Source organism: Marinimicrobium sp. ARAG 43.8 (assembly GCF_050113635.1).
Lineage (GTDB): Bacteria > Pseudomonadota > Gammaproteobacteria > Pseudomonadales > Cellvibrionaceae > Marinimicrobium.
The window spans coordinates 484,623-509,131 of the sequence record NZ_JBNJLT010000001.1 but is presented as its reverse complement, the minus strand read 5'-3'; the positions used below and the strand labels follow the sequence as shown (position 1 = coordinate 509,131).

At 57.0% G+C, this 24,509-nt stretch carries 22 protein-coding genes (1 of these 22 only partly in view); 9 read left to right on the top strand and 13 right to left on the bottom strand.

What is annotated here, in order from left to right; genetic code table 11:
• Positions 1-8: 8 nt before the first annotated feature.
• A complete protein-coding gene (locus tag ACQCLF_RS02125) occupies positions 9-320 on the bottom strand; it encodes a DUF3019 domain-containing protein (RefSeq protein WP_426984652.1) in 312 nt (103 codons plus the stop codon).
• 106 nt (positions 321-426) lie between these two features.
• On the bottom strand, positions 427-1,407 hold the full coding sequence (locus ACQCLF_RS02120; protein WP_426984650.1) for a MipA/OmpV family protein: 981 nt from the start codon (positions 1,405-1,407) through the stop codon (positions 427-429).
• Positions 1,408-1,958: 551 nt separating this feature from the next.
• On the opposite strand from ACQCLF_RS02120, the gene ACQCLF_RS02115 reads away from it, so the two are divergent.
• Together ACQCLF_RS02115 and ACQCLF_RS02110 are read left to right on the top strand one after the other, a co-directional pair.
• Positions 1,959-2,447, top strand: coding sequence for a DUF6174 domain-containing protein (locus ACQCLF_RS02115; RefSeq protein ID WP_426984648.1), 489 nt, complete (start codon positions 1,959-1,961; stop codon positions 2,445-2,447).
• Positions 2,448-2,525: 78 nt separating this feature from the next.
• Positions 2,526-3,500 carry a hypothetical protein gene (locus ACQCLF_RS02110; RefSeq protein ID WP_426984646.1) on the top strand — a complete coding sequence of 325 codons (975 nt, stop codon included), beginning with the start codon at positions 2,526-2,528 and terminating at the stop codon, positions 3,498-3,500.
• Between the two features lie 109 nt (positions 3,501-3,609).
• Here ACQCLF_RS02110 and ACQCLF_RS02105 read toward each other — a convergent pair whose 3' ends face one another.
• The 3 genes from ACQCLF_RS02105 to ACQCLF_RS02095 form a co-directional block, all read right to left on the bottom strand.
• Positions 3,610-5,937 carry a TonB-dependent receptor gene (locus ACQCLF_RS02105; RefSeq protein WP_426984644.1) on the bottom strand — a complete coding sequence of 776 codons (2,328 nt, stop codon included), beginning with the start codon at positions 5,935-5,937 and terminating at the stop codon, positions 3,610-3,612.
• Between the two features lie 292 nt (positions 5,938-6,229).
• A complete protein-coding gene (gene pgmB, locus ACQCLF_RS02100; protein WP_426984643.1) occupies positions 6,230-6,886 on the bottom strand; it encodes a beta-phosphoglucomutase in 657 nt (218 codons plus the stop codon).
• Positions 6,883-9,249: a glycoside hydrolase family 65 protein gene (locus ACQCLF_RS02095; RefSeq protein WP_426984642.1), complete on the bottom strand. Its 2,367-nt coding sequence runs from the start codon at positions 9,247-9,249 to the stop codon at positions 6,883-6,885. The genes pgmB and ACQCLF_RS02095 overlap by 4 nt, the downstream gene beginning before the upstream one ends.
• A 189-nt stretch (positions 9,250-9,438) precedes the next feature.
• Here ACQCLF_RS02095 and ACQCLF_RS02090 point away from each other — a divergent pair, with 189 nt between their 5' ends.
• Entirely contained in the window at positions 9,439-10,674 is a 1,236-nt protein-coding gene (locus ACQCLF_RS02090; RefSeq protein WP_426984641.1) for an MFS transporter, read from the top strand.
• A gap of 108 nt (positions 10,675-10,782) precedes the next feature.
• Positions 10,783-11,796 carry a LacI family DNA-binding transcriptional regulator gene (locus ACQCLF_RS02085; RefSeq protein WP_426984639.1) on the top strand — a complete coding sequence of 338 codons (1,014 nt, stop codon included), beginning with the start codon at positions 10,783-10,785 and terminating at the stop codon, positions 11,794-11,796.
• A gap of 81 nt (positions 11,797-11,877) precedes the next feature.
• Here ACQCLF_RS02085 and pal read toward each other — a convergent pair whose 3' ends face one another.
• From pal to ACQCLF_RS02055, 6 genes are all read right to left on the bottom strand, one after another.
• Entirely contained in the window at positions 11,878-12,348 is a 471-nt protein-coding gene (pal, locus tag ACQCLF_RS02080; RefSeq protein WP_426984637.1) for a peptidoglycan-associated lipoprotein Pal, read from the bottom strand.
• Between the two features lie 277 nt (positions 12,349-12,625).
• On the bottom strand, positions 12,626-13,906 hold the full coding sequence (gene hemL, locus ACQCLF_RS02075) for a glutamate-1-semialdehyde 2,1-aminomutase (protein WP_426984636.1): 1,281 nt from the start codon (positions 13,904-13,906) through the stop codon (positions 12,626-12,628).
• 55 nt (positions 13,907-13,961) lie between these two features.
• Positions 13,962-14,594 (bottom strand): thiamine phosphate synthase, encoded by a 633-nt coding sequence (gene thiE, locus ACQCLF_RS02070; RefSeq protein WP_426984635.1) that lies wholly within the window; start codon positions 14,592-14,594, stop codon positions 13,962-13,964.
• A gap of 148 nt (positions 14,595-14,742) precedes the next feature.
• Positions 14,743-15,576, bottom strand: coding sequence for a bifunctional hydroxymethylpyrimidine kinase/phosphomethylpyrimidine kinase (thiD, locus tag ACQCLF_RS02065; RefSeq protein WP_426984633.1), 834 nt, complete (start codon positions 15,574-15,576; stop codon positions 14,743-14,745).
• 33 nt (positions 15,577-15,609) lie between these two features.
• Positions 15,610-16,035, bottom strand: a complete 426-nt coding sequence (hemJ, locus tag ACQCLF_RS02060; RefSeq protein ID WP_426984632.1) for a protoporphyrinogen oxidase HemJ — start codon at positions 16,033-16,035, stop codon at positions 15,610-15,612.
• Between the two features lie 22 nt (positions 16,036-16,057).
• Positions 16,058-17,818, bottom strand: coding sequence for a chloride channel protein (locus tag ACQCLF_RS02055; RefSeq protein WP_426984630.1), 1,761 nt, complete (start codon positions 17,816-17,818; stop codon positions 16,058-16,060).
• 139 nt (positions 17,819-17,957) lie between these two features.
• Here ACQCLF_RS02055 and argC point away from each other — a divergent pair, with 139 nt between their 5' ends.
• Genes argC through erpA form a run of 4 tightly spaced genes read left to right on the top strand, consistent with a single transcriptional unit; the run spans position 17,958 to position 20,650 of the window.
• Positions 17,958-19,004, top strand: a complete 1,047-nt coding sequence (argC, locus tag ACQCLF_RS02050) for an N-acetyl-gamma-glutamyl-phosphate reductase (protein WP_426984628.1) — start codon at positions 17,958-17,960, stop codon at positions 19,002-19,004.
• 40 nt (positions 19,005-19,044) lie between these two features.
• Positions 19,045-19,785, top strand: a complete 741-nt coding sequence (locus tag ACQCLF_RS02045) for a DUF6776 family protein (RefSeq protein ID WP_426984627.1) — start codon at positions 19,045-19,047, stop codon at positions 19,783-19,785.
• A gap of 35 nt (positions 19,786-19,820) precedes the next feature.
• A complete protein-coding gene (locus ACQCLF_RS02040) occupies positions 19,821-20,237 on the top strand; it encodes a bactofilin family protein (protein WP_426984626.1) in 417 nt (138 codons plus the stop codon).
• A 56-nt stretch (positions 20,238-20,293) separates the two neighbouring features.
• Complete coding sequence (gene erpA, locus ACQCLF_RS02035; protein ID WP_426984624.1) at positions 20,294-20,650, top strand: iron-sulfur cluster insertion protein ErpA; 357 nt, start codon at positions 20,294-20,296, stop codon at positions 20,648-20,650.
• Between the two features lie 35 nt (positions 20,651-20,685).
• Here the strand turns inward: erpA and ACQCLF_RS02030 are convergent, their stop codons facing one another.
• Positions 20,686-21,825, bottom strand: coding sequence for an anhydro-N-acetylmuramic acid kinase (locus tag ACQCLF_RS02030; RefSeq protein ID WP_426984623.1), 1,140 nt, complete (start codon positions 21,823-21,825; stop codon positions 20,686-20,688).
• Positions 21,825-23,306, bottom strand: coding sequence for a peptidoglycan DD-metalloendopeptidase family protein (locus ACQCLF_RS02025; protein WP_426984621.1), 1,482 nt, complete (start codon positions 23,304-23,306; stop codon positions 21,825-21,827). Before ACQCLF_RS02025 ends, ACQCLF_RS02030 begins: the two co-directional genes overlap by 1 nt.
• A 211-nt stretch (positions 23,307-23,517) precedes the next feature.
• On the opposite strand from ACQCLF_RS02025, the gene tyrS reads away from it, so the two are divergent.
• On the top strand, positions 23,518-24,509 hold the 5' portion of the coding sequence (gene tyrS, locus ACQCLF_RS02020) for a tyrosine--tRNA ligase (RefSeq protein ID WP_426984620.1). 316 nt of this gene lie beyond the right edge of the window; 992 of the gene's 1,308 nt are visible here — the first part of the coding sequence; it begins with the start codon at positions 23,518-23,520; its stop codon lies off the right edge, out of view.

Here is a 24,509-nt window from a genome sequence, read left to right as displayed (position 1 = left end):
TCGATGGATCAAAAGAAATTCCAGGGTTTCCGTCGTCTCGACCGAAAGTCGGTGTATTCGCGGATCACCTTGAAAAATTCGCTGGCCAGTAGCTCGTCGGAGTGTTCGCCGCGCAGTTGAAAAATCAGGCTGTCGGCGGTAACGGCGCGGTACCGGTAGTGGCCGCTGTCGGCATTTTGCCAGCATGCCAGCGGCCGTGTCTCGGCCTCCACAAACAGGCACAGGGCCCGGCTGGTGTCAGCGCGCCAGTTGATGTCAATTTGCTCCTCACAGTGCGACTGGTCTTCAGAGAGCGCGCACACAGTGGGGGTCAGCGTCAATGCAGTCTCCGCGCGGATACCGGAGGCCAATAGCCAGCAGCCCAGGAAAATGATTGCCCGGGCTGCCAGAAAACTATGTGGGTGGTGATACCTCAGTTGCCCGAGTCTAGAAATGGTAAACGCCCCCGACAAAAATTTGCAGGATCTCGTCCCGGTCGATGAGGGGGCTGTGGCGCATGGCTTCGCTGAGGTATTCGTATTGTACGCTGCCAAGCCAGTGCCATCGCTCATTGACCGGTCGACTCCAGCTCAGGCGCAGGAACGGTGACGTACCGCTGCTTGGGCGATAGGTGGGGCGGCCGGTCGTAGCTTCCCCCTCTGTAACGCCGTAATAGTATTCCATTATCTCGGCGCTTTTCCAGTTGAAACCGGTTGAAAGGCCGAGTTTTCCGTTGAGCGCCGAGGTGGAGGAACTTACCGCGAAACGGGCGGTTTGGCCGTCGTGGACGCCGCTGATGTCAGACAGCAATTGCAGCTGCCATTGCAGGGGGCCGATATCGCCAGACGTTTCCAGTCCGCCCAGCGCGGCCACGTGGCGGTCACTGAGCGCGGGCGCCTCCAGGCGGGCGGGCGGCAGGCGGGATGGGCTGAGCGGATTCTTGTCGGTTTGCGGACCCTGATCGCCCTCTCTTTCGGCGTGCTCCGGAGTGGCCACCAGGTCGGGGGAGAATGCCTGGTTCGTGGTGGCTGTCAGTCCGCCGTCAACGAAGAAGCGGCCCCAGTCATCCTGGAAAAAGTAGAGCCCGTCGGTATCTGCGGTGGCCAAGAGGTTCAGCATCCAGTTGGGGCGATCAACCAGCGTGTAGCCGAGGTCGAAGTTGTCCCAGAAGAAACGCTTGCCGTAGTAGGAAATCTGGGGCAGCAGAATCAGCGGGATGTTGTCCGCCCCGATGACCGGATTGGTCCGAAGCCCCGCACCCAGCGCTAATTTGAACTCCCAGGTGCCTGGCGCGACACAGTCTTTGAGCGTCGGATCGCAGGCGGCGGATGTGGGGGCCCAGGGCGCGGCGATGATAAAGGGCAGGCAAAGCGCCACCTTGCGCAGGGTTTCGCGGTAGCGGCTCAATGGGCTTTGGGCGCACGTCATAGTGGTGGTGCTCTGTTAAAGGTGTTGCAGTAAGGGCGGGGCTGTGGGCGAATTACACCTTGCCGACAACCCAGTGCTTTTATTGTGACGTTTCGCCAACCGAAAAGCCGTCAACGCTTTGTGAGAGTCTGTAAAAAGCTGTAAGCCCGCCGGGAGCTTTGGGCTGTCTCGCCAGATTGCCTGACCGGTTATCAGCGTAGGTTACACAAAATTACACTCTTTCGCAGTTGTGCAACAGAAACCGGGCGGGCGGATCGCTACAGTGGAGTGGCAGGTTTGAGCGGTTGCTCCTGGCTGGCAGAGAGTGTGATGGAGTTCTCCAATCACACAATTGCTCGCTCTGACGGCGGGAACCCGCACCGGATAAGTGGTCTAAGGATAACAATTCTCGCAAGGACGGCAAGCTGACGTTCGTGGTGTGGCGCCAAGTTGAGAACGGCCTGCTATTTGCTTTGGATTTGCTCTGAAGGGGGCAATTGAATCTTCACTCCATACGCAAAAGAGGGCGAGCTCGCAGAATCGTTCAGTTTATGAGTCAAGGAGTTGCGGCAATGCAAACTTTTATGGTGTCAATGAACATCGTGTCGAACGGGTGCTCTGCGGCCCCGGAAGCGTTGCGGGAGCTGCGCCAGGATATTAGCGCGATGAACCTTGATGGCTCTCGGGCGGAGTTGGCTTATCATCGCCAGCTATGGCGCTTGAGTGGGTTTGGCACGTACCAGTTTACGCTGATCCGCCGGGGAAGTGGTCCCAGGGGCGGAGACATTCGTGTGCGAGTAAAGGATGGTGTGCTGGCCTCCGCCTTGCGTCTGGATGAGCGTGGCCTGGAGGCAGAGCCGATCCCGGTATCGGGACCTGAAGTGGGGACGATCGACGATTATTTCCAGCGCATTGATCAGGAGCTTTGTCATGCCAAGTTGGGGGTGAATGTCTATTATCATCCGCAGTACGGTTATCCCATGAGCTTCCGGATGTCTGAGCGTTTCCCTGTGCAAGGTGAGCGCTTCCCCGCCCAAGTAGAAGCCCGCCAGCTGGCATGACCCATTTGCTATAATTTGGGGCACACTTTGCCGGACCGCGCTATTTTGGTGTCGTGGTCCTTGGTGGGAGATGAGTCCATGCGTCTGGGGGCCTGCCTTGCCGTTTTATTCTTGTGCGGCTGTGCATCCGTTGAGCCGCTGCCGAAGTGGATCACTCCACCCTCCGATCAGGACCGCGAAGCGTTACTCTCCGGCGAGCAGGTGCCCGGTGTTGGGGAAAATGATCGCCCAGCGCGGTATGATTTGATGGCGTTGTCTCCCCCCATGCGCACGCTGGCGCAAGAATTAATGCGACAGCATCGCCGCCCTGATGAACGGGCGGAGGCGCTGCATCGGGCGCTGTTGGCTGCGCCGCTCTATGGCGGCCAAGGCATGCGCTACACCGCACTGAATACTTCCACCGCTCAAGACGCTTTCCGCACCCGTTCGGTAAATTGTCTCAGTTTTACCTTGATTTACGTCGCCATGGCTCGTGAAATGGGGCTGGATGTTCGGGTGAATGATGTGCGTGTCCCCCCGACCTGGGAGTGGCGTGAGGGAGAGCCGTTTGTGTTGTTTCGTCACGTTAATGCAAAAGTGATGTTGCGCGGGGGCGAGCAACTGGTCGTGGATCTGGAGATGCAGCGCTACAGCCCTGCGTATTCGCAGGAGCTGATCGGTGATCGGTTGGTGGCGGCACAGTTCTATAATAATCGCGGTATGGAGCTCGTAGCAGAGGGTGAGCTGGCGGACGGTTTTTTACATCTTCGCCAGGCCTTGGCGTTAGATGATCAACAAAGTTATATTTGGAATAATCTCGGCACTTTATATAACCGTCTGGAAGAGGGAAGGTTGGCGGAGCTGGCGTATCTTCAGGGGTTGTCGCTGGATCTGACCGACCTCACGCTGATGAGTAATCTCGACAGCCTTTACCGGCAGCGCGGAGACAGGGAAAAGGCCGCGTACTTTAGTCAGCGTCGCAGACTCACCGCAATAACAACCCGTACTATTTGTATGCCCTGGCGAAGCAACATCTGGAGCAGAATGACCTGGCACTGGCGCAGCACTATCTGAAAGAAGCGCTGCGGCGGGAATCCCGGGAGCCGAGGTTTTATCAATTACAGGCAGAGCTTGCGGAGCGGCGCGATGAGCCGGAGCGCGCCGAGCGGCTCCGTCTCAGCCCTTAAAAATGGTAGGCAATGGAGAACTTCACGTTGCGTGGCAGGATGTATCGCCCGTTGGCGGACACCCCGGCGGAGCGTGGGTCGCTCTCCGTCAAGGCCATTTCATCGGTCAGGTTATCGGCGACCAGTTGCAGCTCCAGGTTGTCGATATTGACGATCACGCCAAGGTCAAGTTTCTCATAACTGTCCAGTTTATTGATGTTGGCGTTGTCACCGTAGCGATCGCCGATCAAGCTGGCGGTGCCATAGATAATGGCGTCCACCCCGTTGGCAAACTGTAGATTGTAGCTGGGGGAAAGGCGCACTTGTGAGTCGGGCTGGCGCTGCACTTTATTGCCGCTGTCATCACCGCTTTTAATTTCCGTGTTCTGGAAAGTGCCGTTCAGGGATAGTTCAAAATTGCCCCAGAAGAGGCTGCCGTCAAGCTCTACCCCCATGGCTTCGGTTTCCAGTCGTGCGAAATCGTTGAGCGCGACGTTGCCAAATGGCTGGCCTTTGGTTTCATTGTAGAAACCGGTGGCGTACAGCGAGTAATTCGCTTTTGACAGTTTGTAGCCCAGCTCATATTGAGTAACGTCAATGATCAGGTCCGACCCCGCTAGGAAGTCGCCTCGGAAGTCCCGGTATGCATCGAAGTCCGGGAATTTTACGCCGTCGTTAATGCGCACGAATACGCCGGAATCCTCGGTCAGGGACAAGTTGGCAGCGGCCGTGTAGGTGACTTTGTCCTCTTTGGTGTCGAGCACCAGGTCGGCAATACCGTCGCGCTCGCCATCGTCCACCGAGTAATGGGTTTCGCGAGTAACCGCGCGGACCCCGGCGTCCAGAGTGACCGGACCGAGGTAAGTTTCGGCGGCCATGTAAAAGGCGTTTTCCCGGGCGTCGCCTACGGCGTCCACGTCGTATTTGAAACCACAGGTCGCCTGATCAAAGTCCTGGCAGGCGTCGGCGACGCTATCGGGGCTGATCATTTGTCCGTTGTGGCGAAGCTCGTAGTATTTGGCGTTGCCAATGGACCACATCTCATCCACTTCCCAGGAGGAGGCGTAGTAGCCGAGGGTGAGCTTATAGCTGTCCCACTGCTTGGCCAGGCTCAAATCGTTGCTGAACGCTTCCACATCTTTTTCCACGACCCAGGGGCCGATGCGCTGAACGAGAGCGTTGGCAGCGACCGCGTCACCGCTGATATTGGTGCCTGCGCTACCGCCGTTCAGACTGCCCATGGTTTGAGCCGGACCGTCAGGTACAAAACCGTAGGTATTGGCAGCACCGCTGGTGAGGCTGAAACGGTCGGTCAGGGTCCAGCCGTGGTTCAGGTCAAGCTCGACCGAACCGCCGGTAATGCTGCCATCCCAGCCACGGCCTTTGCCCATGTCATAGGACTCAAACGTGGTTTGGGAGCCGCCCATGCCATCGGGGCCGGTGATCGGAACCAGTACGTTGCGGTTGGCGGCGCCGACCTGGGTGTATTCGGCATCAATGCCCGTTGGATTGCCCCCGGTATCCTGTAACGCCACGGGCAAATACCAGGTGCCGTGGTCGTCGGTCGCCCGGTGAAAGAGGTTGATTTTGCCGTTGTCCAGAATTTTGGTTAGGTTGATGGTGAATTGATTGCCTTCTTCGGCATCAAACCCGGCCTGTCTTACACCTTCCGAGCTGCTGATGTACCCGCCGATCATGTAGTAAAAGTCGTCGGCCAGCTCGCCGCTGACCATACCATCGATGCGTTGTAGGCCAAAGTCAGAGGTGGAGTACTTGATGACACCCTCGGTCTCGGGGCCGCCCTCTTTCAGAATGAAGTTGGTGGTCAGCCCCACTTGCCCGTTTGAGTAAACAGGGTTTGGGCCGCCGCGTAGACCTTCCATGCGCTCGATAGTCTCGTCCACTCGGAACAGGGTGGAGTTTTCGAGAAAGGACAAGGTAGGTGGGGGATATACGGCCAGACCGTTCAGCGCGACGGTCACAAAGTCAGCGTCGCCACCGCTGGGGAAGCCGCGCACAAAAATATTGGCACCGGAGACGCCGCCGGAACTTTCCACCCAAACGCCAGGCACGGTCTTGAGCAGGTCGGCCGTGCTGGAGGGAGCTTTGCGTTTGATATCTTCGGCGCTGACGGTGGAGATGGCAAAGCTGGCATCCAGTTTACGCATGGCAGCACCGCCGGGGGTACCGGTGACTACCACCTCTTCGATGGCTCTCTGGGGAGCGGCGTTCTGCGCCAGCGCGGGCGCCTGCAGCGCAACGGCCGCCAGCGAACCGGTGAGCCAGAGCCCACGGCGAACACCACGGGTGCGAATGGCTTGCGCCAGGGGTTTGAGGGTCATCATCGTTATTCTCCTTCCCGCTTTGGCGGGTCGTTATTGTCGGTGTTGTGAGCGGTCACAGCGGCAGGCTTGCACCGAAAAGCGGGGATGTCAGGCCTGGAAGTCATGCTCTTAATTTTAAGCTTAGATGAGCTAAATTCGATTTGCAATCGATTGCAAATTATTTTTACAAACGATTTCATAATAAAACCAAAATTCTTTATGCGGTCTTGCTATGGCTGTTTTGCTATGGCTGTGTTGTTATGAAAGTCTCGTTGTTTTTAAGAACGCTAAGAGTTTGGCGTGTTTGCTTGAGTTAACGGCGTGCCCTGAAGTAAGGTTCTGGGTCGAAATGTGTTAAATCGCTCACCACGTAATCGGCCTCGCAAAGTATCTGAGCGTCTCCCACGCCGATGGCGTACATGCCCGCACGGTGAATGGCGGTGATGCCTGCGGCGGCGTCTTCAATGCCCACACAGACCTCTGGTGGCACTCCCAGGCCTTCGGCGGCCAGCAGGAAGATATCGGGTGCCGGTTTCGGCTGGCTCACGGCGGCGGCATCGGCAATAAAATCAAAGCACTCCGCAATGTCCAGCCCCTCGATAACCTCTCTCGCATTGCGGCTGGCCGAGGCCAGCGCGACAGGAACCTGCCAGCTGGTGAGGCGCTTGAGAAGGGCATCGGCGCCCGGCAACAGGTCTCGCGGGGTGATCGTACCCAGTTGCTCTCGGTAATAGCGGTTTTTCCGGTCCGCCAGCGCCGTGCGCTCCGCCTCTGAATACACGTGGGTTGTCCCTTCCAGAGCGATGGTCAAAGACGCCATTCGGTCAACACCTTTAAGGCGCTCGTGGGTGTCCGGGGGCAGTTCGAAGCCCTCCTCCCGGGCCAAGCGTTGCCAGGCGGCCAGATGCAACCGTGCGGTGTCCGCGAGTACACCATCCAAATCAAATATAGCAGCTCTGGCCAGAGTCATCGTGCGGCTCCGTGTGGCGAAGGGGTGGCTGTCGTTGCCAACGGAAAAGAGGCTTCAGGTTGATCACGGGTCAGTGAGACACTGTCTCCTTCGTGGCGCAATCGAAGATTGTCGCCTGATACCAGGCGGTATTGAACCTGTCGTTCATCCACGCGAACGGAAAGTTGTTGCCCGCGCACCTGAATTTGAAAACGGTAACCACTCAGGCCAGATGGCAGACGGGGCCGGAAGCTCAGGCCCTGGGGGTGGCGTTGCCGCATGCCGGCAAACCCCTGAACCATGCACAACCATGTGCCGCCCATACAGGCGGTGTGTATACCGTGCTGGGTGTTGCGGTGGTGATTGTCCAGATCCATTCGGGCTACCTGCTCAAAATAGGCGCTTGCTTTATCCGTGTAGCCGATCTCGTTGGCGATAATGCTATGGGCGCAAGCGGACAGCGTTGAGTCGTGAGTGGTCAGCGGTTCATAAAAATCGAAATCGCGGCGTTTTTGCTCCGTGGAGAACTGCTCGCCCAATAAAAACAGGGCGAGCACAGTGTCGGCCTGTTTGCATACCTGATGCCGATAGATCGTTAACGGATGATAGTGCAGCAATAAGGGGTAATGCTCGGCGGGTGTATGCTCAAAATCCCAACGGGGCTTGTCCAGAAAGCTGTCGTCCTGAAGATGGATGCCCTGAGTAGCGTCAAAGGGCAAAAACATGGCGTCAGCGGCGTGTTGCCATTGGGCGACTTCGGCGGGCTTCAAAGACAGTTTCCGGTACAGGGTGCGAGCCTGTTCCGGGAAATGGTTTTGTAGCCAGTCGAATACCGTAGCGGCGTAGTGCAAATGGCGTTGTGCCATCGCATTGGTAAAGAAATTATTGTTGACCAGAGCGGTATATTCATCCGGGCCGGTGACTTCGTTGATACAGAACTGCCCGTCGCGGTGCGGGTTGAAATGGCCGATGGCGGGCCACAACCGGGCGGTTTCAAATACGATTTCCGCGCCGATATCGCGCAGGAATTCATCGTCCCCGGTGGCTTCGTGGTACTGGCGGACGGCGTAGGCAATATCGGCATTAATATGAAACTGCGCGGTGCCTGCCGGGTAATAGGCGGAACACTCTTCTCCGCCTATTGTGCGCCAGGGGTAAAGTGCCCCTTTAGGTATGGCCAGCTCTCGGGCGCGGGCGCGGGCTGAGTCGAGAATGCGGTGGCGGTACAGCAACAGGTTACGCGCCAGCTGCGGTTGGGTGTAGAGGAAGAAGGGCAGGATGTAAATTTCACTGTCCCAAAAGTAATGGCCATCATACCCATGCCCTGTCAGCCCCTTGGCGGCGATGTTGGTATCCGGGGTCCGGCCCAGAGATTGAAACAAATGGAACAGATTGAAACGCAGCCCCTGCTGAAGTCTGGGCGCGCCGTCAATTTCAATGTCGGCGGTTTGCCAAAACTGTTGCATTTGCCGGGTTTGCGCTCTTGCGTAGTCTGCGAAACGATGGCGGCGGCATTCTTTTAAGCGATTGTCCAGCGCAACGGGTTCGCCACGGCTGTGATCAAATAACGCGTATTTTGTCAGAGTAACAGACGTCTGGTCTGTCAGCGCAAAACGGTAGTGACTGGTGGCGCGAAATGGTTCACTGGCGTGGCGAATGAATTGAACCGGTGCCCCGTCAAAGTGGTGTGCGGCGGCACTGCTCAGGGTAAAGCCGCTGCTAAGCAGGTGGTGGCTCAAGGCGAGCGTTTCCTCGCTGGCGTGGCTGTAGCGCGAGACGAGATCCTCTTTGTGAATGCCGGCACCGACACGCGGATCATCACTGTCGGTCATCACGCCCGGCACGGCGTTCAGTGAGGAGGCGAGCTCTATGTCGGCGATGCCGGACTCCAGGGAGAAGTGGTATTCGGTGGCGATCAGATGACGCTCTGTGAGCGACACCAGGCGTCGGCTCTCAAGTACCAATACTGGCCCGTTGGGCGCACGCCATCGCAGTCGGCGGTACAGAAGCCCTTCATCCATACGCAATTCACGACGGTGCTCCAAGATCTCGCCACAGCGCAGGTCTACCCTCTGGCCATCCAGTGCGAGCGTTAACTCATGAGGCAGGGCCGCGGCCGCGATGCGTTGATTGTGGCGGGCGTAGCCGTACGCTTTTTCGCCGTAGCGTATGGGTTCGGCGTAGTAAACGCCGTTGAGGTAGCAGCCCGCGTCGCTTTCCGCCCCCAGAAGCCCCTCATCAAAAGTGCCGCGCAAGCCGATGTACCCGTTTCCCAGGGCGAACAGTGTGGCGTTAAGGCTGTAGTCGACCGCATTGAAGCCGGTTTCCACGATACGCCAGGGGTGGTCTCCCAGGCGGCTTGGGGGATAAAGCGTGTGTTGCATGACGAATAAGCTCTCAAGGTTGGTGCCGGATGTTATCCGGGGAATTGCCCCGATTTTCTTTCAGTCTAGCAGTGCTGCAATCGATTGCAATTGAAAGGTTTCCTGCTAGTATGAAAAAAGCAGGCGGCGCTTACGGCGGTTGTGAGTGATGGGGGCGCCCTCGATAGGCCCACGATAAGGTCAATAACAATGAATAAGCGCCTGATCATTCTGGTGTTGATGCTCAACTACTTTCTGTTTGGTTTGCTGCTCAACAGTGTAGGAGTGGTGATTCTTCAATCCATCAATAGCTTCGGGGTTTCGAAGGAAGGGGCTGCCGTGCTGGAGGGGTTCAAAGACATCCCCATTGCTGTCGTTTCTTTTCTGGTGGCATCGTTTCTGCCCAGGTTGGGTTATCGGCGAGCCATGATGCTCGGGGTAGCGGTGGTCGGGCTGGCGTGCGTTTCCATGCCTTTGCTGAGCAGCTTCTGGGCGACCAAGTTACTGTTTCTTTCTATCGGCGCCTCTTTTGCGTTGATTAAAGTGTCGGTCTACGCCTCCATTGGCCTACTGGCACCGGGAAAACAGAAGCATGCCAGCTTGATGAATGCCATTGAAGGGGTGTTCATGTTGGGGGTATTGTCGGGGTATTGGGTCTTCAGCCTGTTTATGGATTCCGACCAGCCGGAAAGTATGGAGTGGCTCAATACGTATTGGTTGTTGGCAGGGGTTTGCCTGTTCAATTTTCTGGTAATGGTGTTTATACGATTTGAAGAGGCGCCTCTGGCGTCCTCTGCAAAAGGCGTTGTGCAGGACTTTGTCGCCATGCTGCGGCTGTCGACCCGCCCTCTGGTGTATATTTTTGTGGCCTCGGTGTTCCTGTATGTCCTGATTGAGCAGGGCATCGGAACCTGGTTGCCCACGTTCAATAATCAGGTGCTCAATTTGCCCAGTGCCATCAGTGTGCAAGTAACGAGTATTTTCGCTTTATGTCTGGCCGTCGGCCGCCTGGGGGCAGGCCTCGTGCTGCAGCGAGTGCACTGGTATGTGCTGCTCAGTGTGTGTGTTCTGGCCATGGGGTTGTTGGTGGTTCTGACATTGCCGCTCTCTCATGATGTGCTCGTCCCGGAGGATGTGCACTGGTTTAATATGCCATTGGCCGCCTACATATTTCCGCTGATTGGGCTCTTCATGGCTCCGATCTATCCGGCGATTAACTCGGTGGTGCTCAGTGCGTTGCCGCTTTACCAGCAGTCCTCCATGGCGGGGCTGATCATTATTTTTTCGGCGCTGGGGGGGACTACCGGCTCCATGCTGACGGGGCTGGTATTCGGGCAGTTCAGTGGGCAGGTGGCGTTCTATATGGCACTGGTGCCTATGGCTGTGATTTTGGGGCTGTTGTGGATGCTCAAGCGTGAAAGTGATCGGGTCAGTGTCGCAGAATGATTTCCTGAGCGCGGGTATACAAATGTGAGTGCGGTGCTTAAGATGGCTTTCTAAGATCCATTAATTGAGCTCGGTGTGTTTGCATCACCGCCGCAGCGGACAACGCCAATGGCCCCTTTACCGAAAGAACCTGTCTCCATTGCTGATATCGCCCGCCGCGCGGGGGTGTCGGAGTCCACGGTTTCCCGTGCACTGAATAATAACCCGGCTGTGAATATTAAAACCCGGGAAAAAATTCAGACGTTGGCTCGGGAGATGAACTACAAAGTGAATACCGGCGCTCGCAATCTGCGATTGCAGCGCAGCCACACGATTGCTCTGGTCATCAACGCAGAAAGCATCGACGGTCAAACCTTTTCCGACCCGTTTATGATGGACATGATTGGTGCGATTGCCGATGAACTCAATGAGCATCAGTACAGCCTGTTGTTTTCCAGCAGTGCGGTGCGTCCCGAGGAGTGGCACGCACATTTGCTGGGGTCGCGCCGCGCCGATGGTGTGATTGTCATCGGGCAGGGAAGGAACGATGCTCCACTGCGCTTTCTGCAGAAATCCGCTGACCCAATGGTGGTGTGGGGTGCTCGTGAGCCCCGGGCTAATTACTGCATTGTCGGCAGTGATAACTATATGGGAGGGCAGCTGGCCACTCGGCACCTGATCCAGCGGGGGCGCTCCCGCATGTTATTTCTAGGGGATATCGGCCACCCGGAAATCGAAGGGCGGTTTCGCGGGTATTACGATGCATTGACAGAAGTGGGCCTTTCCTCCCACGAACACCATGTGCAAGCGGCATTCTCCATTGAATCGGGCTATCGGCATGTGGTGGAGCTGCTGGCTGAGGGCTTGGACTTTGATGGCATCTTTGCGGCCAGCGATAACATTGCCATGGGGGCCATTAAGGCCTTACAGGAAAAGGGCTTTGAGGTGCCGGGTGATGTGTCGGTGGTGGGATTTGATGATATCCCAGTGGCCGGTTATTTTAATCCGCCGTTAACCACGGTTCGCCAGGACGTGCATCGCGGTGGAAAGCTGTTGGTGGAGAAAGTACTGGCGCTGGTGAAGGGGCAGGCAGTGACTTCGGAAGTGTTGAAAACGGAGCTGGTGATTCGCGGCTCATCCTAGGTTGTCTTTATGAATACGGCATAAAAAAACGGCGCTCTGGTGGGAGCGCCGTTTTTTTGGTTTCAAGACCAGTGTGAGAGCTTAGTTCAGCTCCACGCGACGGTTTTTGGACCAGGAACGCTCGTTGCTGCCTTGCACAGCCGGGCGCTCTTCACCGTAACTGACGGTTTCGATGCGGCTGGCAGGCACGCCTTGCAGTACCAGGAAGTCGCGCACGGCTTTTGCACGACGCTCGCCCAGACCCATGTTGTACTCACGAGAACCGCGTTCATCGGCGTGACCTTCCACGCGCACACGATCACCGCTGTCTTTCAGGCGCTCAGCGTGAGCTACCAAAGTGGAACGGGCAGCGGGCTTGAGGGTGGATTTGTCAAAGTCGAAGTAGAAAACGGTGTCCAGCTCGGGTTCCGGTTCCGGTTGGGGCTCGGGCTCCGGTGCCGGCTCGGTCACAGTGGGCTCCGGTGCTTCTTCCTGGGTGGATGTGGAGCTACAGCCCACGAGCAGGCCGGTTACAGCAATCAGAATCAGAAAGCTCTTCAAAAGTTGGTTCATCGTTATCTCCCGATTTGGTGGACAGTGGTACATTCCGTAAAACTAAAGTTCTGTGAGACGAATACAATCTGTAAAAACCTCTTCGTTCCCAACAGCGATTCCCGAGGGTCGACGGGTCGGGTCGGATTTTCGTCCGGCCAAGTGAACCCAGCGCCCCAAGAATTGAGGAACCTGCCCCAAGATTAAGCGCTACTTGGCGCCTAGGCAAGCCCCTCAATGAAAAATTGTGGGGTGGTTAACTTTCAGTCGTGTCGCATCAAGCCTCCCACCGGTTGTTTTACAATGTTTTGAAAACGTTGCGAGCCGCATTGAGCGTTTGTTCAATATCCTCCTCGGTATGGGCGGCCGACATAAAGCCCGCTTCGTAAGAGGCCGGGGCAAGGTAAACGCCTTGTTCGAGCATACCGTGGAAAAATCGATTGAAGCGTTCGGTGTTGCAGGCCATGACTTGCTCGTAACGGCTCACTTGCCGTGCGTCGGTGAAGAAAATACCGAACATGCTGCCGCAACGGTTGGTGGTTAGAGGAATATTCGCCTCATTCGCAATGGATTGCAGTCCGTCCATCAAGTGCTGAGTGTGGGTGCTTACTGACTCGTACAGGCCCTCCCGGGTTAATGCTTGCAATGTAGCTACCCCGGCTGCGGTGGCCAGGGGGTTGCCGGATAAAGTGCCCGCCTGATAAACCGGCCCGGTGGGTGCGATTTTTTCCATAATGTCGCGCTTACCGCCAAAGGCACCGACGGGCATGCCGCCGCCGATCACTTTACCCAGCGTTATCAGGTCAGCGTCCACGTTGAAATGGCCTTGTGCGCCTTTGGGGCCTACCCGGAAACCGGTCATGACTTCGTCGAAGATAAGCACCGCGCCGGATGCGTCGCAGACACTGCGAAGCGTTTCCAGAAAACCTGGCGATGGTGGGATGCAGTTCATATTGCCTGCGACCGGCTCCACAATGATGCAGGCGATCTCATTGCCAAGGCTTTGGAAGACCTCGCGAACCTGGTCGGCATCGTTATAGGTCAACGTAATGGTATGTTCGGCCAGCGCTTTGGGAACGCCGGGGGAACTGGGGACACCGAAGGTGAGGGCGCCCGATCCGGCTTTGATCAGTAATGAGTCGGAGTGGCCGTGGTAACAGCCTTCAAATTTAATGATTTTGTCGCGCCCGGTGTGTGCACGAGCCAGCCGGATGGCGCTCATGGTGGCTTCGGTGCCGGAGTTGACCAGCCGAACCAGGTCCATATTGGGCACGCGCTCGCACAGAAGGTCTGCCAGCTCGGTTTCCCGCTCGGTGGGGGCGCCGAAGCTGAGACCATTGCGTGCCGCGGCGATGACCGCCTCGGTGACGGGTTCGTAGCCGTGGCCGAGAATCATCGGTCCCCAGGATTGCACATAGTCGATGTACCGCTGGCCGTCCGCGTCCCACACGTAAGCGCCCTGGGCGCGTTCGATAAAGCGGGGTGTGCCTCCCACGGCCTTGAAGGCACGCACGGGTGAATTGACCCCGCCGGGTATGTGTTGTTGGGCCTGGCGGAACAAGGTTTCGGATCGACTCATGTATTGCAACCTCTGTGAGTAGTGGAGACACCGTTGGATGTCCGATCAGTGTGAATCAGCGCATTTTCTCACGACTCGGGGTCAGCGCGCCAAATGCTCGGGCGCGGTGCTCGGTGTCGCCCGTTTGAAATAAGTCGTGACTGACAGCCAGTCGACAGGCGCCGGCATCGAGCAGCTGTTGCCCCCGCTCAAGCGTAATGCCGCCAATTGCCACGATGGACAGGGTCGGCATAGCGCGCCGTGCTCGCTGTAGCAATGAAATGGGGGCCGGCGGTGCTTCAGGTTTTGTCCTGGACGCGAAGAAGCGTCCGAACGCCACGTAGTCGGCTCCGGCCCGCTGGGCCTGGCGCGCCAGATCCAGAGAATCGTGGCAGGTAACGCCAATAAGAGATGTTGGCCCCAGTTGTCGACGGGCGTCTGCCGGGTCGCCATCGGTTTGTCCCAGGTGTACACCGGCACCTATCTCACCGGCCAACGTGACATCATCGTTGATAATCAATTGCGCACCGTAGCGCTGACACAGTCCGGCTAATGCCTGGGCCTCAGCTTTTCGGCGTATTGAATTGTTACTTTTATCCCGGTATTGCAGCCACGGCACTCCACCTCGCAGCGCCGCTTCGGAGGCCGTAAGCAGTGACTCGCCCAGGGATTTGGAATCGGCGATGGCGTAGAGGGGGTGAGGGGGCATGTTGAGGTCCAAAGGTAAATCAACACCCTGTCGTTATCCGCTTGTTGGACAGGCGAAACCGGGATGATCAGTCATCAAGATTCAAGCGGGCAGTGTACCGGTAAAATGGAATGGACCCAACTGTGAAGAACGTTTGCTATGTGTTGGATCAGCAGCCGCCACCGGGTCCGCGTTTATGACCCAGATTGCGGTCCGCCCAGAACAAACGGTGCGGTATGCTGTGTCCCATGCCGAGCCTGCGGCTCGCGGACAGGGTATGCCATGTGAAGTTTTGCCCTTGCTCAATGGCGTCCATTAATCGTAGCCCGTGAGCCAGATAGGCGCTGATACTGGCGGACAATGTGGCACCGCCTCCGTGGCTGAACACACTGAGCCGTTGCCAGCGATAGGCGCGGATCATGCCTTGCGGGTTGTATAGGCGGTTTTCGTAATGCTGTTGAGTGCGGCGGGTGCCAGTAATCAGCGTGTAGCCTCCGCCGCATTCGAGAATTTCCTGGGCGCAGGCATCCAGCGTATCGGCCTGTTGTGCCAGTTCGTAAGCTTCTACCAGATCAGGAGTCGCCAGTGTGCTCAGTGGAAGAAGAAGGTTCTTTATCGCTTCGCGCAGCGCCTCGGCGCCGGCCGCTGAGCCGTTGGCGAGTTGGGTGACCGGCTCGACGACCACCGGAAGGTCGGGGTAGTCGCGGAGTATGGTATGAATGGCTTCAATATGACTGGTTTGGGCCAGAAAGCCCAGCTTCACTGCTTTGACCGGCAGGTCCTCCAAAATGGCACGCACCTGTTCGATCAGAAAACTGGTGGGTACAGATCGAAGATCCTTGATGTCGCACGTATCACGCGCGCACAGAGAGGTGATCACCGGCGTGCAATGACAGCCGAGGCTGGCGCAAGTCTCGATGTCGGCCTGGATACCGGTGCACCCGGAGGGGTCGTGACTGGCGAGAGCCAGAACCACCGGGACCTGTTCCGAATTGGACGTCATGCGAGCCTCCTGGGCGATAATTGCCATTGGCTGTCAGTGGAGGGGTTTTACCACCACAAGAATTACAATTCCCACCAGCAAAAACACCGGAAATTCATTGAACCACCGGAAAAACACATGCCCGTGCTGGCAACGGTCATCACGGAACTGGCGAATGAAATGACCGCAGATGAAATGATAGACCACTAAAACGGCCACGAGTGTCATTTTCAGCCAGTACCACAGGCTGCTGGCGTAATAATCCCATTGCCCATGACTGAGCCACAGGCCCAGCAGTACGGTCGCGACCAGGCTCGGTGTGCCAATACCTCTATAGAGCTTGCGCTCCATGATTTTGAAGCGCTCGCGACTGGGGCGGTCGTCGCTCATGGCGTGGTAGACGAACAGTCTGGGTAAGTAGAACAGTGCGGCGAACCAACAGATAATGGCGATGATGTGGAAAGCTTTGACCCAGAGCATAAAAACTCCAATGATGGTTTGGTTATAGCCGGTAGTAAGACTCTATCTGATCGCGGGCGACCAGACCCGCGATGCCGCCTCCGGGGGCGCGTACAAAGAGCGCATCCACCTGGGCTTTGTTCAAGGTTTGCAGCGCCTCGTAGAGGTTGGCGTTGGGTGAGATTTCCACCATTTCCAGTCGCCGCGCCGGCATGTCGAGCAAATCCAATTCGTTCGCCTGTTCGGTGGCTTTTGGGGCGGCGGCTTCCTCGAGAGATTCCAGATGCCTGGCAAGCGCGGCGGGCTCGATGAGGAGCTGTTTTTCTTGCAGTACCAGCCATTCCGGCTGCAACTTCAGCAGGGCGCGTGCCTGGGTAGGGCTTAGCAGGCGTTGAGTAATGCAAAAGCGCCGGTGCATTAAACTGCGAACCCCTGTTCGGCTCAGCAACTGCTGCATCATTTGTGGCTGGTTACTTTTGCCTTCCAGCGACAGCAGCGTGGCAAAAAGGCCATCGCAGCGAAACAACCACCGGGTGCTCAGACAGGCGATGACCACCACGAGCATGCCCGGGAACAAAATGCCCGGATTGTAGGTTAATTCGAGGATGGCGATAATGGCGGCCAGCGGAGCGTTGAGGACCGCCGCCATCATGGCGCTCATGCCAACAATGGCGTACACGCCGGGTTCACTGACCTCCAGCGGCAGCCATTGTGCGATGTAACCGGCGGCGCCGCCGAGGCAGGCTCCCATGACCAGAGTTGGGCCAATGACGCCGCCGGGGACCCCAAGGCCGAGCACCAGCGCGGTGAACAACAGTTTTCCAATGAGAATCACCACCAGCACAGGGGCTGCCAGTTCGCCCGTCATTGCTTGATTGATGGTGTCATACCCCATGCCCATGACGGGAGGGATCAGCCAGCCGCCCGCCCCAGCGATCAGTCCCGCAAGGGGAAGCTTCAACCATAGTGGCCAGGATTGCGTGTGCTGCACGCAACGGCTGTGCATCCAGATGTAGACGGCGGCGGCCACGGCAATTAAAAGCCCCATGCCCGCCATAGCCGGAAATTCGCCGAGGTGGCCAGTGAGCTGTTGGCCATCGACAAAGGCGAAATCCGGGCCGAACACGAGCTGGGTAAAGGTTGTGCCCACCACAGCGGCGAGAATGACGGGAATAAAGCCCGCTATGGTGTACTCCATCAACACCACTTCCATCGCAAAGATAACGCCCGCCATGGGCGTATTGAATGAGGCCGCAATCGCTGCGGCCACGCCACAGGCGATCAACGGACGCAGGCTGTTATTGGGCAGGCGCAACCACTGGCCGAGCTTGCTGGCGCTGGCCGCCCCGAGGTGGACGGCGGGCCCCTCTCGCCCGGCGGAGTGTCCCGAGATCAGTGCAATGGCACCGCCAACAAACTGAACGACCGCATTGCGCAGCGGCAGATAACCCTGGTGATTGTGAAGACGGTCCAGCACATGGCTGACGCCAGTAGGCCGGTGGCGTGCTGAAAAGGCGTAAATCAAGCCTGTAAGCACCAGTCCGCCCGCCACAGGCAAAGCGAACCTGAGCCAGGGTGGCAGGGCTTCAAAATTTTCCGCACCGCCTGGCAGAGCCCAGCTCAGTGAGCCTTCCACCAGCAGCCGGAAACTGACGATGACACCGCTGGCAAAAAGCCCGCACAGAACACCGAGAAGGGTTAACTGAGGTAAGGCGTCCACTTGGGCGAGGCGGTTTCGCCATTGCTCAGCCAGAGATTGCTGGCGATTGCGAAAGCGCTTCAGCGGATCAGGAGCCTGTGGCATGTAAATCCTTTCGAGCGTTAGACTTTCGATTTCATCATAAGGCCCGTATTATAGGCTGTTTCCGGGAGCGACCCGCAAGCGGGCGTCAAGACTAACGTGTTCCGGCAAAGGGTCGGGCCAACGGGAGCAGAGGTTTATTGTGATTAATGTGGGGATTGTCGGCGGTACTGGCTATACCGGCGTCGAACTGTTGCGTTTGCTGGTGAAGCATCCTGAAGTTCAGGTGGCAGTGATTACATCGCGTGCGGAAGCTGGAACACCCATTGCTGATCTTTATCCCAACCTGCGTGGCCATACCGACTTGGCGTTTACTGAGCCCGATGTGAAGCAGCTGGGGCAGTGTGATGTGGTTTTCTTTGCCACGCCTCATGGTGTGGCCCAAAACCTGATGCCCGCCTTATTGGCAACGGGCACCCGGGTGATTGACCTTTCCGCTGATTTTCGCTTGCGTGACACAGCGCTGTGGGGGCAATGGTATGGCCAGTCTCACGGTTGCCCGGAGTTGGTGAGGGAAGCCGTTTACGGGCTGCCCGAGGTGAACCGAGAGGCGATTCGGGGCGCACGGCTGGTGGCCTGCCCCGGCTGTTATCCCACGGCCGCTCAACTGGGGTTCTTGCCGCTGCTGGAGCAGGGACTCGTGGTGCCTGAGAGCTTGATAGTCAGTGCGGCCAGCGGTGCTACCGGCGCGGGTCGTCAAGCCAAAGTGGATACGCTGCTCACCGAAGTCAGTGACAGCTTTAAAGCCTATGCTGCCGCTGGTCACCGCCATCTACCGGAGATCGAACAAGGGTTGAATGACGTGCAGGCTGACGGCAGTGTGCCAGCTCGGGTGACGTTTGTTCCGCATTTATTGCCAATGATCCGCGGCATTCATGCAACGCTGTACAGCCAGGCCCGGGTGCCGGAAGAGCTTCCAGATCTGCAGGCGCTGTTTGAGCAACGTTATGCGCATGAGCCGTTTGTGGATGTGTTGCCTGCGGGACAGCACCCTCAAACCCGATCGGTGAAAGGCTCCAATGTTTGCCGTATTTCCGTTTTTCGCCCCCAGGACCGTGATACGCTCGTGGTGCTGTCCGTCATCGATAATCTGACCAAGGGCGCCTCCGGACAGGCCGTCCAGAATATGAATATTATGTTCGGCTTCGAGGAGACTGCCGGGCTGGATGTCGTGGCACTGCTCCCCTGACGAAGCGGCGCTGGATTGTGAGTAAAGAGGACTGGAGCCTATGACGGCAGTAAAAGGCAGCAAGCAGTGCCGCATGGTGGTCGTACGTTATCGCCCCTGGCGACCTGTGTTCTGGACACTGTTTGTGCTGGTGGTGATGGCCGCAGGGGTGGCCGCGAGTTTTTACTGGGGGCACTACAAAGGCGTGATCGAGCAGGCGGATGCCGTCGCGGAGCGGGATCGTTTGCGTATTGAAGTGGCAGACCTGTCGCGTGAAACGGAACAGTTGCGCCAGCAGGTGGCCAATCTTCGTCTTGGCACGCAGGTGGACCAGCAGGCCAGCGAGGAGATGCGTAATCAGGTCATTGCCTTAAAGGAAGAGGTGGCTGCGCTCGAGGAGGATATAACCTTCTATCGCGGCCTGATGTCGCCGGGTGAGAATAACTCCGGTTTGACGATAGGCTCATTAAATGTGCTGGCAACCGATAACCCCAGACAATTCGAATACAAGCTGGTGATTCAGCAATTGGCGACAGACCATCAGGTTTTGTCTGGGCAACTGAATTTCAATATTGTAGGGCGCCAGGAAGGGGCCCTGGAAACGCTCTCCCTCTACCAGCTCTCCGAGCAGGTAGAGGGAGAGGATATTCGTCTGCGGTTTCGCTACTTTCAGAATATTGAAGGTCGCCTGACGTTACCCGAAGGGTTCGAGCCCGAACGTATCGAATTGGTGGCGGCCTCCTCCGGCCGCAATGCGGAGACGGTCGAAAAGAAGTTCGGCTGGTTGGTGCAGGAACTGTAAATTAGGCTGGCTAAGTAGAGTAAATGGGCAAGGTTATGGCATTTTCAAACAATCACACCCTGATTTCCCGCGGTACTAAAGTGGTGGGCGACCTGCACTTTACCGGTGACTTGCAAATAGAAGGCACCGTGGTGGGTAATATTATTGCGGATAATGGTAACGACGCTAAGCTGGTGGTGGCTGAACGAGGTTCAGTCGAGGGCGAAATTCGCGTTCCGGTTGTTATTATCAATGGTAATGTAAACGGCAACGTCTTCTCAGGCAAACATGTTGAGCTCGCGGCCAAAGCCGTAGTGGAAGGTAATGTTCACTATCAGTTGATCGAGATGGTAAAAGGCTCTCAAGTCAACGGCAGCCTGGTGTTCAGCGGTGCGGAGAAGGGACGCAAGCCCTCGCGTGAAGAGGCGCCTGCGGTCGCCGACAAGGGCATTGCGGCGGTGGCGAATACTTGACTGTTTTCCTCGGGTAAGGCGTATAATGCGCAGCTCAGCCATGATTGGAGTTTGCGATGTCAGCCCCTGAAGTCTTTGTTCCCGGTGCAATGCTGGAAGTGACCCCCAGCGCAGTGGCCAAGGTGCGTAGCCTGGTTGAGGAAGAGGGCAATCCGGACCTGAAGTTACGAGTGTATATTACCGGTGGCGGCTGTTCGGGCTTTCAGTACGGCTTTGCCTTTGACGAGGTGGCCACTGACGATGATGCGGTAGTTGAGCAAGAAGGTGTCAGCATTCTGGTAGATGCCATGAGTTACCCCTACCTGATGGGCGCCAAAGTCGATTATCGCGAAGATTTGCAGGGTTCTAAATTTGTGGTTGAGAACCCCAACGCCGCCAGTACATGCGGTTGCGGCTCCTCATTTTCCATCTAATCCAGCGCTTGTTGTTAATCTGAACATCCTGCCTCTCAGGCGGGGTAGATGGCGCCCAGCACTTGCGCTGCCCGGGCGCCGGTAACGGCGGGCAGGTTGCCGGGCAGCCCCTTTAGCGTTTGTCGTGCAAGCCAGGCAAACGCCACGGCTTCTACCCAGTCTGGATCTAATCCCAAAGCCCCGGTATCCAATACGGTGGCGTGCGGTAACAGTCCGGAGAGAGTGGTGCGCAAGGCGTTATTGTGAGCCCCTCCACCACATAAGTAGACTTGCAGAGTCTGTTTCGTTCTTGGCAGCTTCTGCAGGCAATCGCTTAATGTATGTGCCGTTAACATCCGTAACGTGGCCTGGACATCCTCAGGTTTATAAAGGCGACTTCCGGCGCTGAGAATGGCATCCAGCCAACCAATGTGGAACGCTTCTGGTCCAGTGCTTTTTGGGAACGGCTGGGCGAAGTAGGGGTGTGCCAGCAGGGAGGCCAGCAGTGCTTCCTGAACTTGTCCGCTGGCACCCCAAAGCCCTTGATTATCGAATGTTTTGCCCTGTACGCGATGAATCCAGGCGTCCTGAAGATTGTTCCCAGGGCCGGTATCGAAGCCGATGACATCGCCATGAGCTGGCAGCCAGGTAATATTGGCAATTCCCCCGACATTAACGATGGCACGGTCTTGATCAGGGTGATGAAACAGTGCCTGATGCAGCGCGGGCACCAGAGGTGCGCCTTCGCCACCGGCGGCCATATCCCTTCGACGGAAGTCAGCAATCGTCGTAATGCCGGTTCGGTAGACAATCTGATTTGGGTCGGCTACCTGCAGGGAAAAGGCACGCTCCGAAGCAGGATCTCCAGGGGGGCGATGCCTCAATGTTTGTCCGTGGCTGCCTATTGCTGTGATATCGGCGGGGCTTAAGCCGCTGTTGCTGATCACTTCAAGGGCGGCGGCAGCGAATGCTTCCCCTAGCAATTGGTCCAGTTCCCCCATTCGGTCAATTTCGTTCGAACCGGGCTGGGCCAGACTGTGAATGGTGGCGCGAACCGCGGGGCTTAGAGGATGGCTGTGAGTAGCTAGTACGCGGGGCTGGTCTTCGTTGAAATCCACCAGCACCGCATCAATAGCGTCGGCGCTGGTGCCGGAAATTAGGCCAATAAACCGTTCTGGCACAGGCATCGCAGTCATTAATTGACGGTCAAGTCGCTGCCCAGGCTGGCCAGTTGAGTCTCCTGGTGATATTGCTCCAGCTCAGCCATGATGGGTTGCACCTGTGATTTAAAGCGCGCCATTTCCGAGTTGGGTACAGATTCAGCCTGAGGGAGCTCTACGGTCACCGGGTTGCGCACCGAGCCATTGACGTAAAATTCGTAATGAAGGTGCGGGCCCGTGGCCAAGCCGGTCGAGCCAACATACGCGATAATCTGACCCTGCTTGACGCGGGTACCAGAGCGTATATTGCGATGGAAAGCGTTCAAGTGGGCGTACAAGGTTTCGTATGTTTGGCCGTGCTGAATAATGACGGTGTTGCCATAGCCGCCTTTGCGTCCAGCAAATTTTATCCGCCCATCGCCGGACGCTTTCACCGGTGTTCCTGTTGGAGCGGCATAATCCGTGCCTTTATGCGCCCGAATGGTGTTCAGCACAGGGTGGCGGCGATTGGGGTTGAAAGGCGAACTGATGCGTGTGAACTCCACGGGGGTGCGCAGGAACGCACGGCGCACGCTGCGACCTTCGGGGGTGAAATAGTTGGCTTCGCCCTCGGCATTCGTGTAGCGCACTGCTCGGAATGTTTTTCCCCGGTTGGTAAATTCGGCGGCCAGAATGGCGCCATTCCCAATTTTTTCTCCGTCCAGAAATTGTTCTTCGAAAAGCACGCTAAAAGTGTCGCCACGGCGAATGTCTAGGATAAAGTCGATATCCCAGCCAAAAATACCGGCCAGCTCCATGGTAAGGTTATCGGTCATTCCGGCCTGCTGGCCTGCCATAAACAAAGAGCTGTTAATGGTCGCCCGACGGTACGCCATCTGAATGTCCGGTGTGCGCTCAAGCTCTTCAGCCTGAAAGGTCTTGTCGTCACTAAGGGAGAAGCGCAGGCTGCGCAGCCTGTCCCGCTGGTAAAGCAGCTCCTGAAGTTGCCCCTGCTCATCGAGCGCAAAAGTGATTTCGTGGCCGGGCATGATGCGACGCAGGGCGCGGGCCTCAGGGGCCTGGTCAATTAATTGGTAGAGATCCCGGTCCGTCAACCCGGCGCGTTTGAAAAGCAGGGAGAGACTGTCACCCGATTTGACGGTGAATGTGCGAAGTTGTAATTCTGGCTCAGCTTGCGGGGCGGGTGCCGCGATTGGCGTGCTTTGCGTACCGATTGGCGTTGTGGTGGCGTCGAATGGCGCGGGCTTCGCGTTATCATGACCTTGAGATAAGGACAGCAGCTCATTTGTACCCGGTAGAGGTAAACTCACAGGGTGTGTTGTCCGAACGCTCTCATCGGAGCCTCGCTGAGAGCTCTCGTGGATCTTAGGGTTCTCTTTGACGCCCTTAGGGGAAGAGAGCGCCAGAGCCATCCCCAGTCCGACAATCAACGCACCCGCTGCGACGACGTGACCGCGAGGGTATTGGCGGAGCAAGGCCAGGATCGATTTTTTGTACGTGTTTTCAGAGGGTTCCATGGAAAACTTAAACCCGTATGCAAAATGTGGTCGTTATCGCGTGTTATAACAGAAAACCCAGGCTGTGGCACCCCGTAAGTCGCCTGAATGGCTTGTTTTGGCGCCAAAATAACCGCCGCTCTTGTTTTTAATGACGGATTCGGTATCTTGACTGCCCTTTTTCGCGGCCATATCGGCCTACCGTTCATCTGTATACTTAGAGAAGGTAAAAATGTCAGCTGTGGACCCCGGTTTGCTTCAAGACCTCCAAAGTCGTGGTTTAGTTTCACAGACATCCGGAGGGGATGCCCTGAAAGAGTATTTGGCCGGTGGCAGCCGAGTGTTGTATAGCGGCTTTGATCCTACAGCAGACAGTCTTCATATTGGTCATCTAGTGCCATTGCTGGCGCTCAAGCGCTTTCAGCAGGCCGGGCACAAGCCGATTGCGCTGGTGGGTGGCGCGACTGGCCTGGTGGGAGATCCCAGCTTTAAAGCCCAGGAGCGCAAGCTCAACACGCCGGACATAGTCGCGAACTGGACGGATAAGCTGAAAGGTCAGGTCAGCCGGTTCATTGACTTTGGCGAGGGAGAGACTTCGGCGGAGGTGGTGAATAATCTGGACTGGGTGGGCCAGATGTCTGTGCTGGATTTTCTGCGCGATGTCGGCAAGCACTTTGCCGTTAACAATATGATCGCAAAGGAATCGGTGCGTCAGCGTATCGAGCGTGAGGGGGAGGGCATCTCCTTCACCGAATTTACCTATATGCTGCTGCAATCCCTGGATTTCGCGGAACTGTATAACCGTTATAACTGCACGCTGCAGATTGGTGGGAGTGATCAGTGGGGCAATATCACCGGCGGGATTGATTTGACCCGGCGTTTGCATGGTGGTCAGGTTTACGGGTTGACGCTGCCTCTGGTTACCAAGGCGGACGGTACGAAGTTTGGCAAAACCGAAAGCGGTACCATCTGGCTGGACCCGGCCAAGACGTCTCCGTACGCGTTTTATCAGTTCTGGCTGGGGGCGGCCGATGCTGATGTTTATAAGTTTTTGCGTTACTTCACCTTTCTGTCTCTTGGGGACATTGAGCAAATCGAGCGTGAGGATCGTGAGCGGGAGGGACGGCCCGAAGCTCAGGCCGTTCTGGCTCGGGAGATGACTGGCCTGATTCACGGCTCAGACGGGCTTAAGGCGGCGGAGCGTATTACTGAAGCACTGTTCAG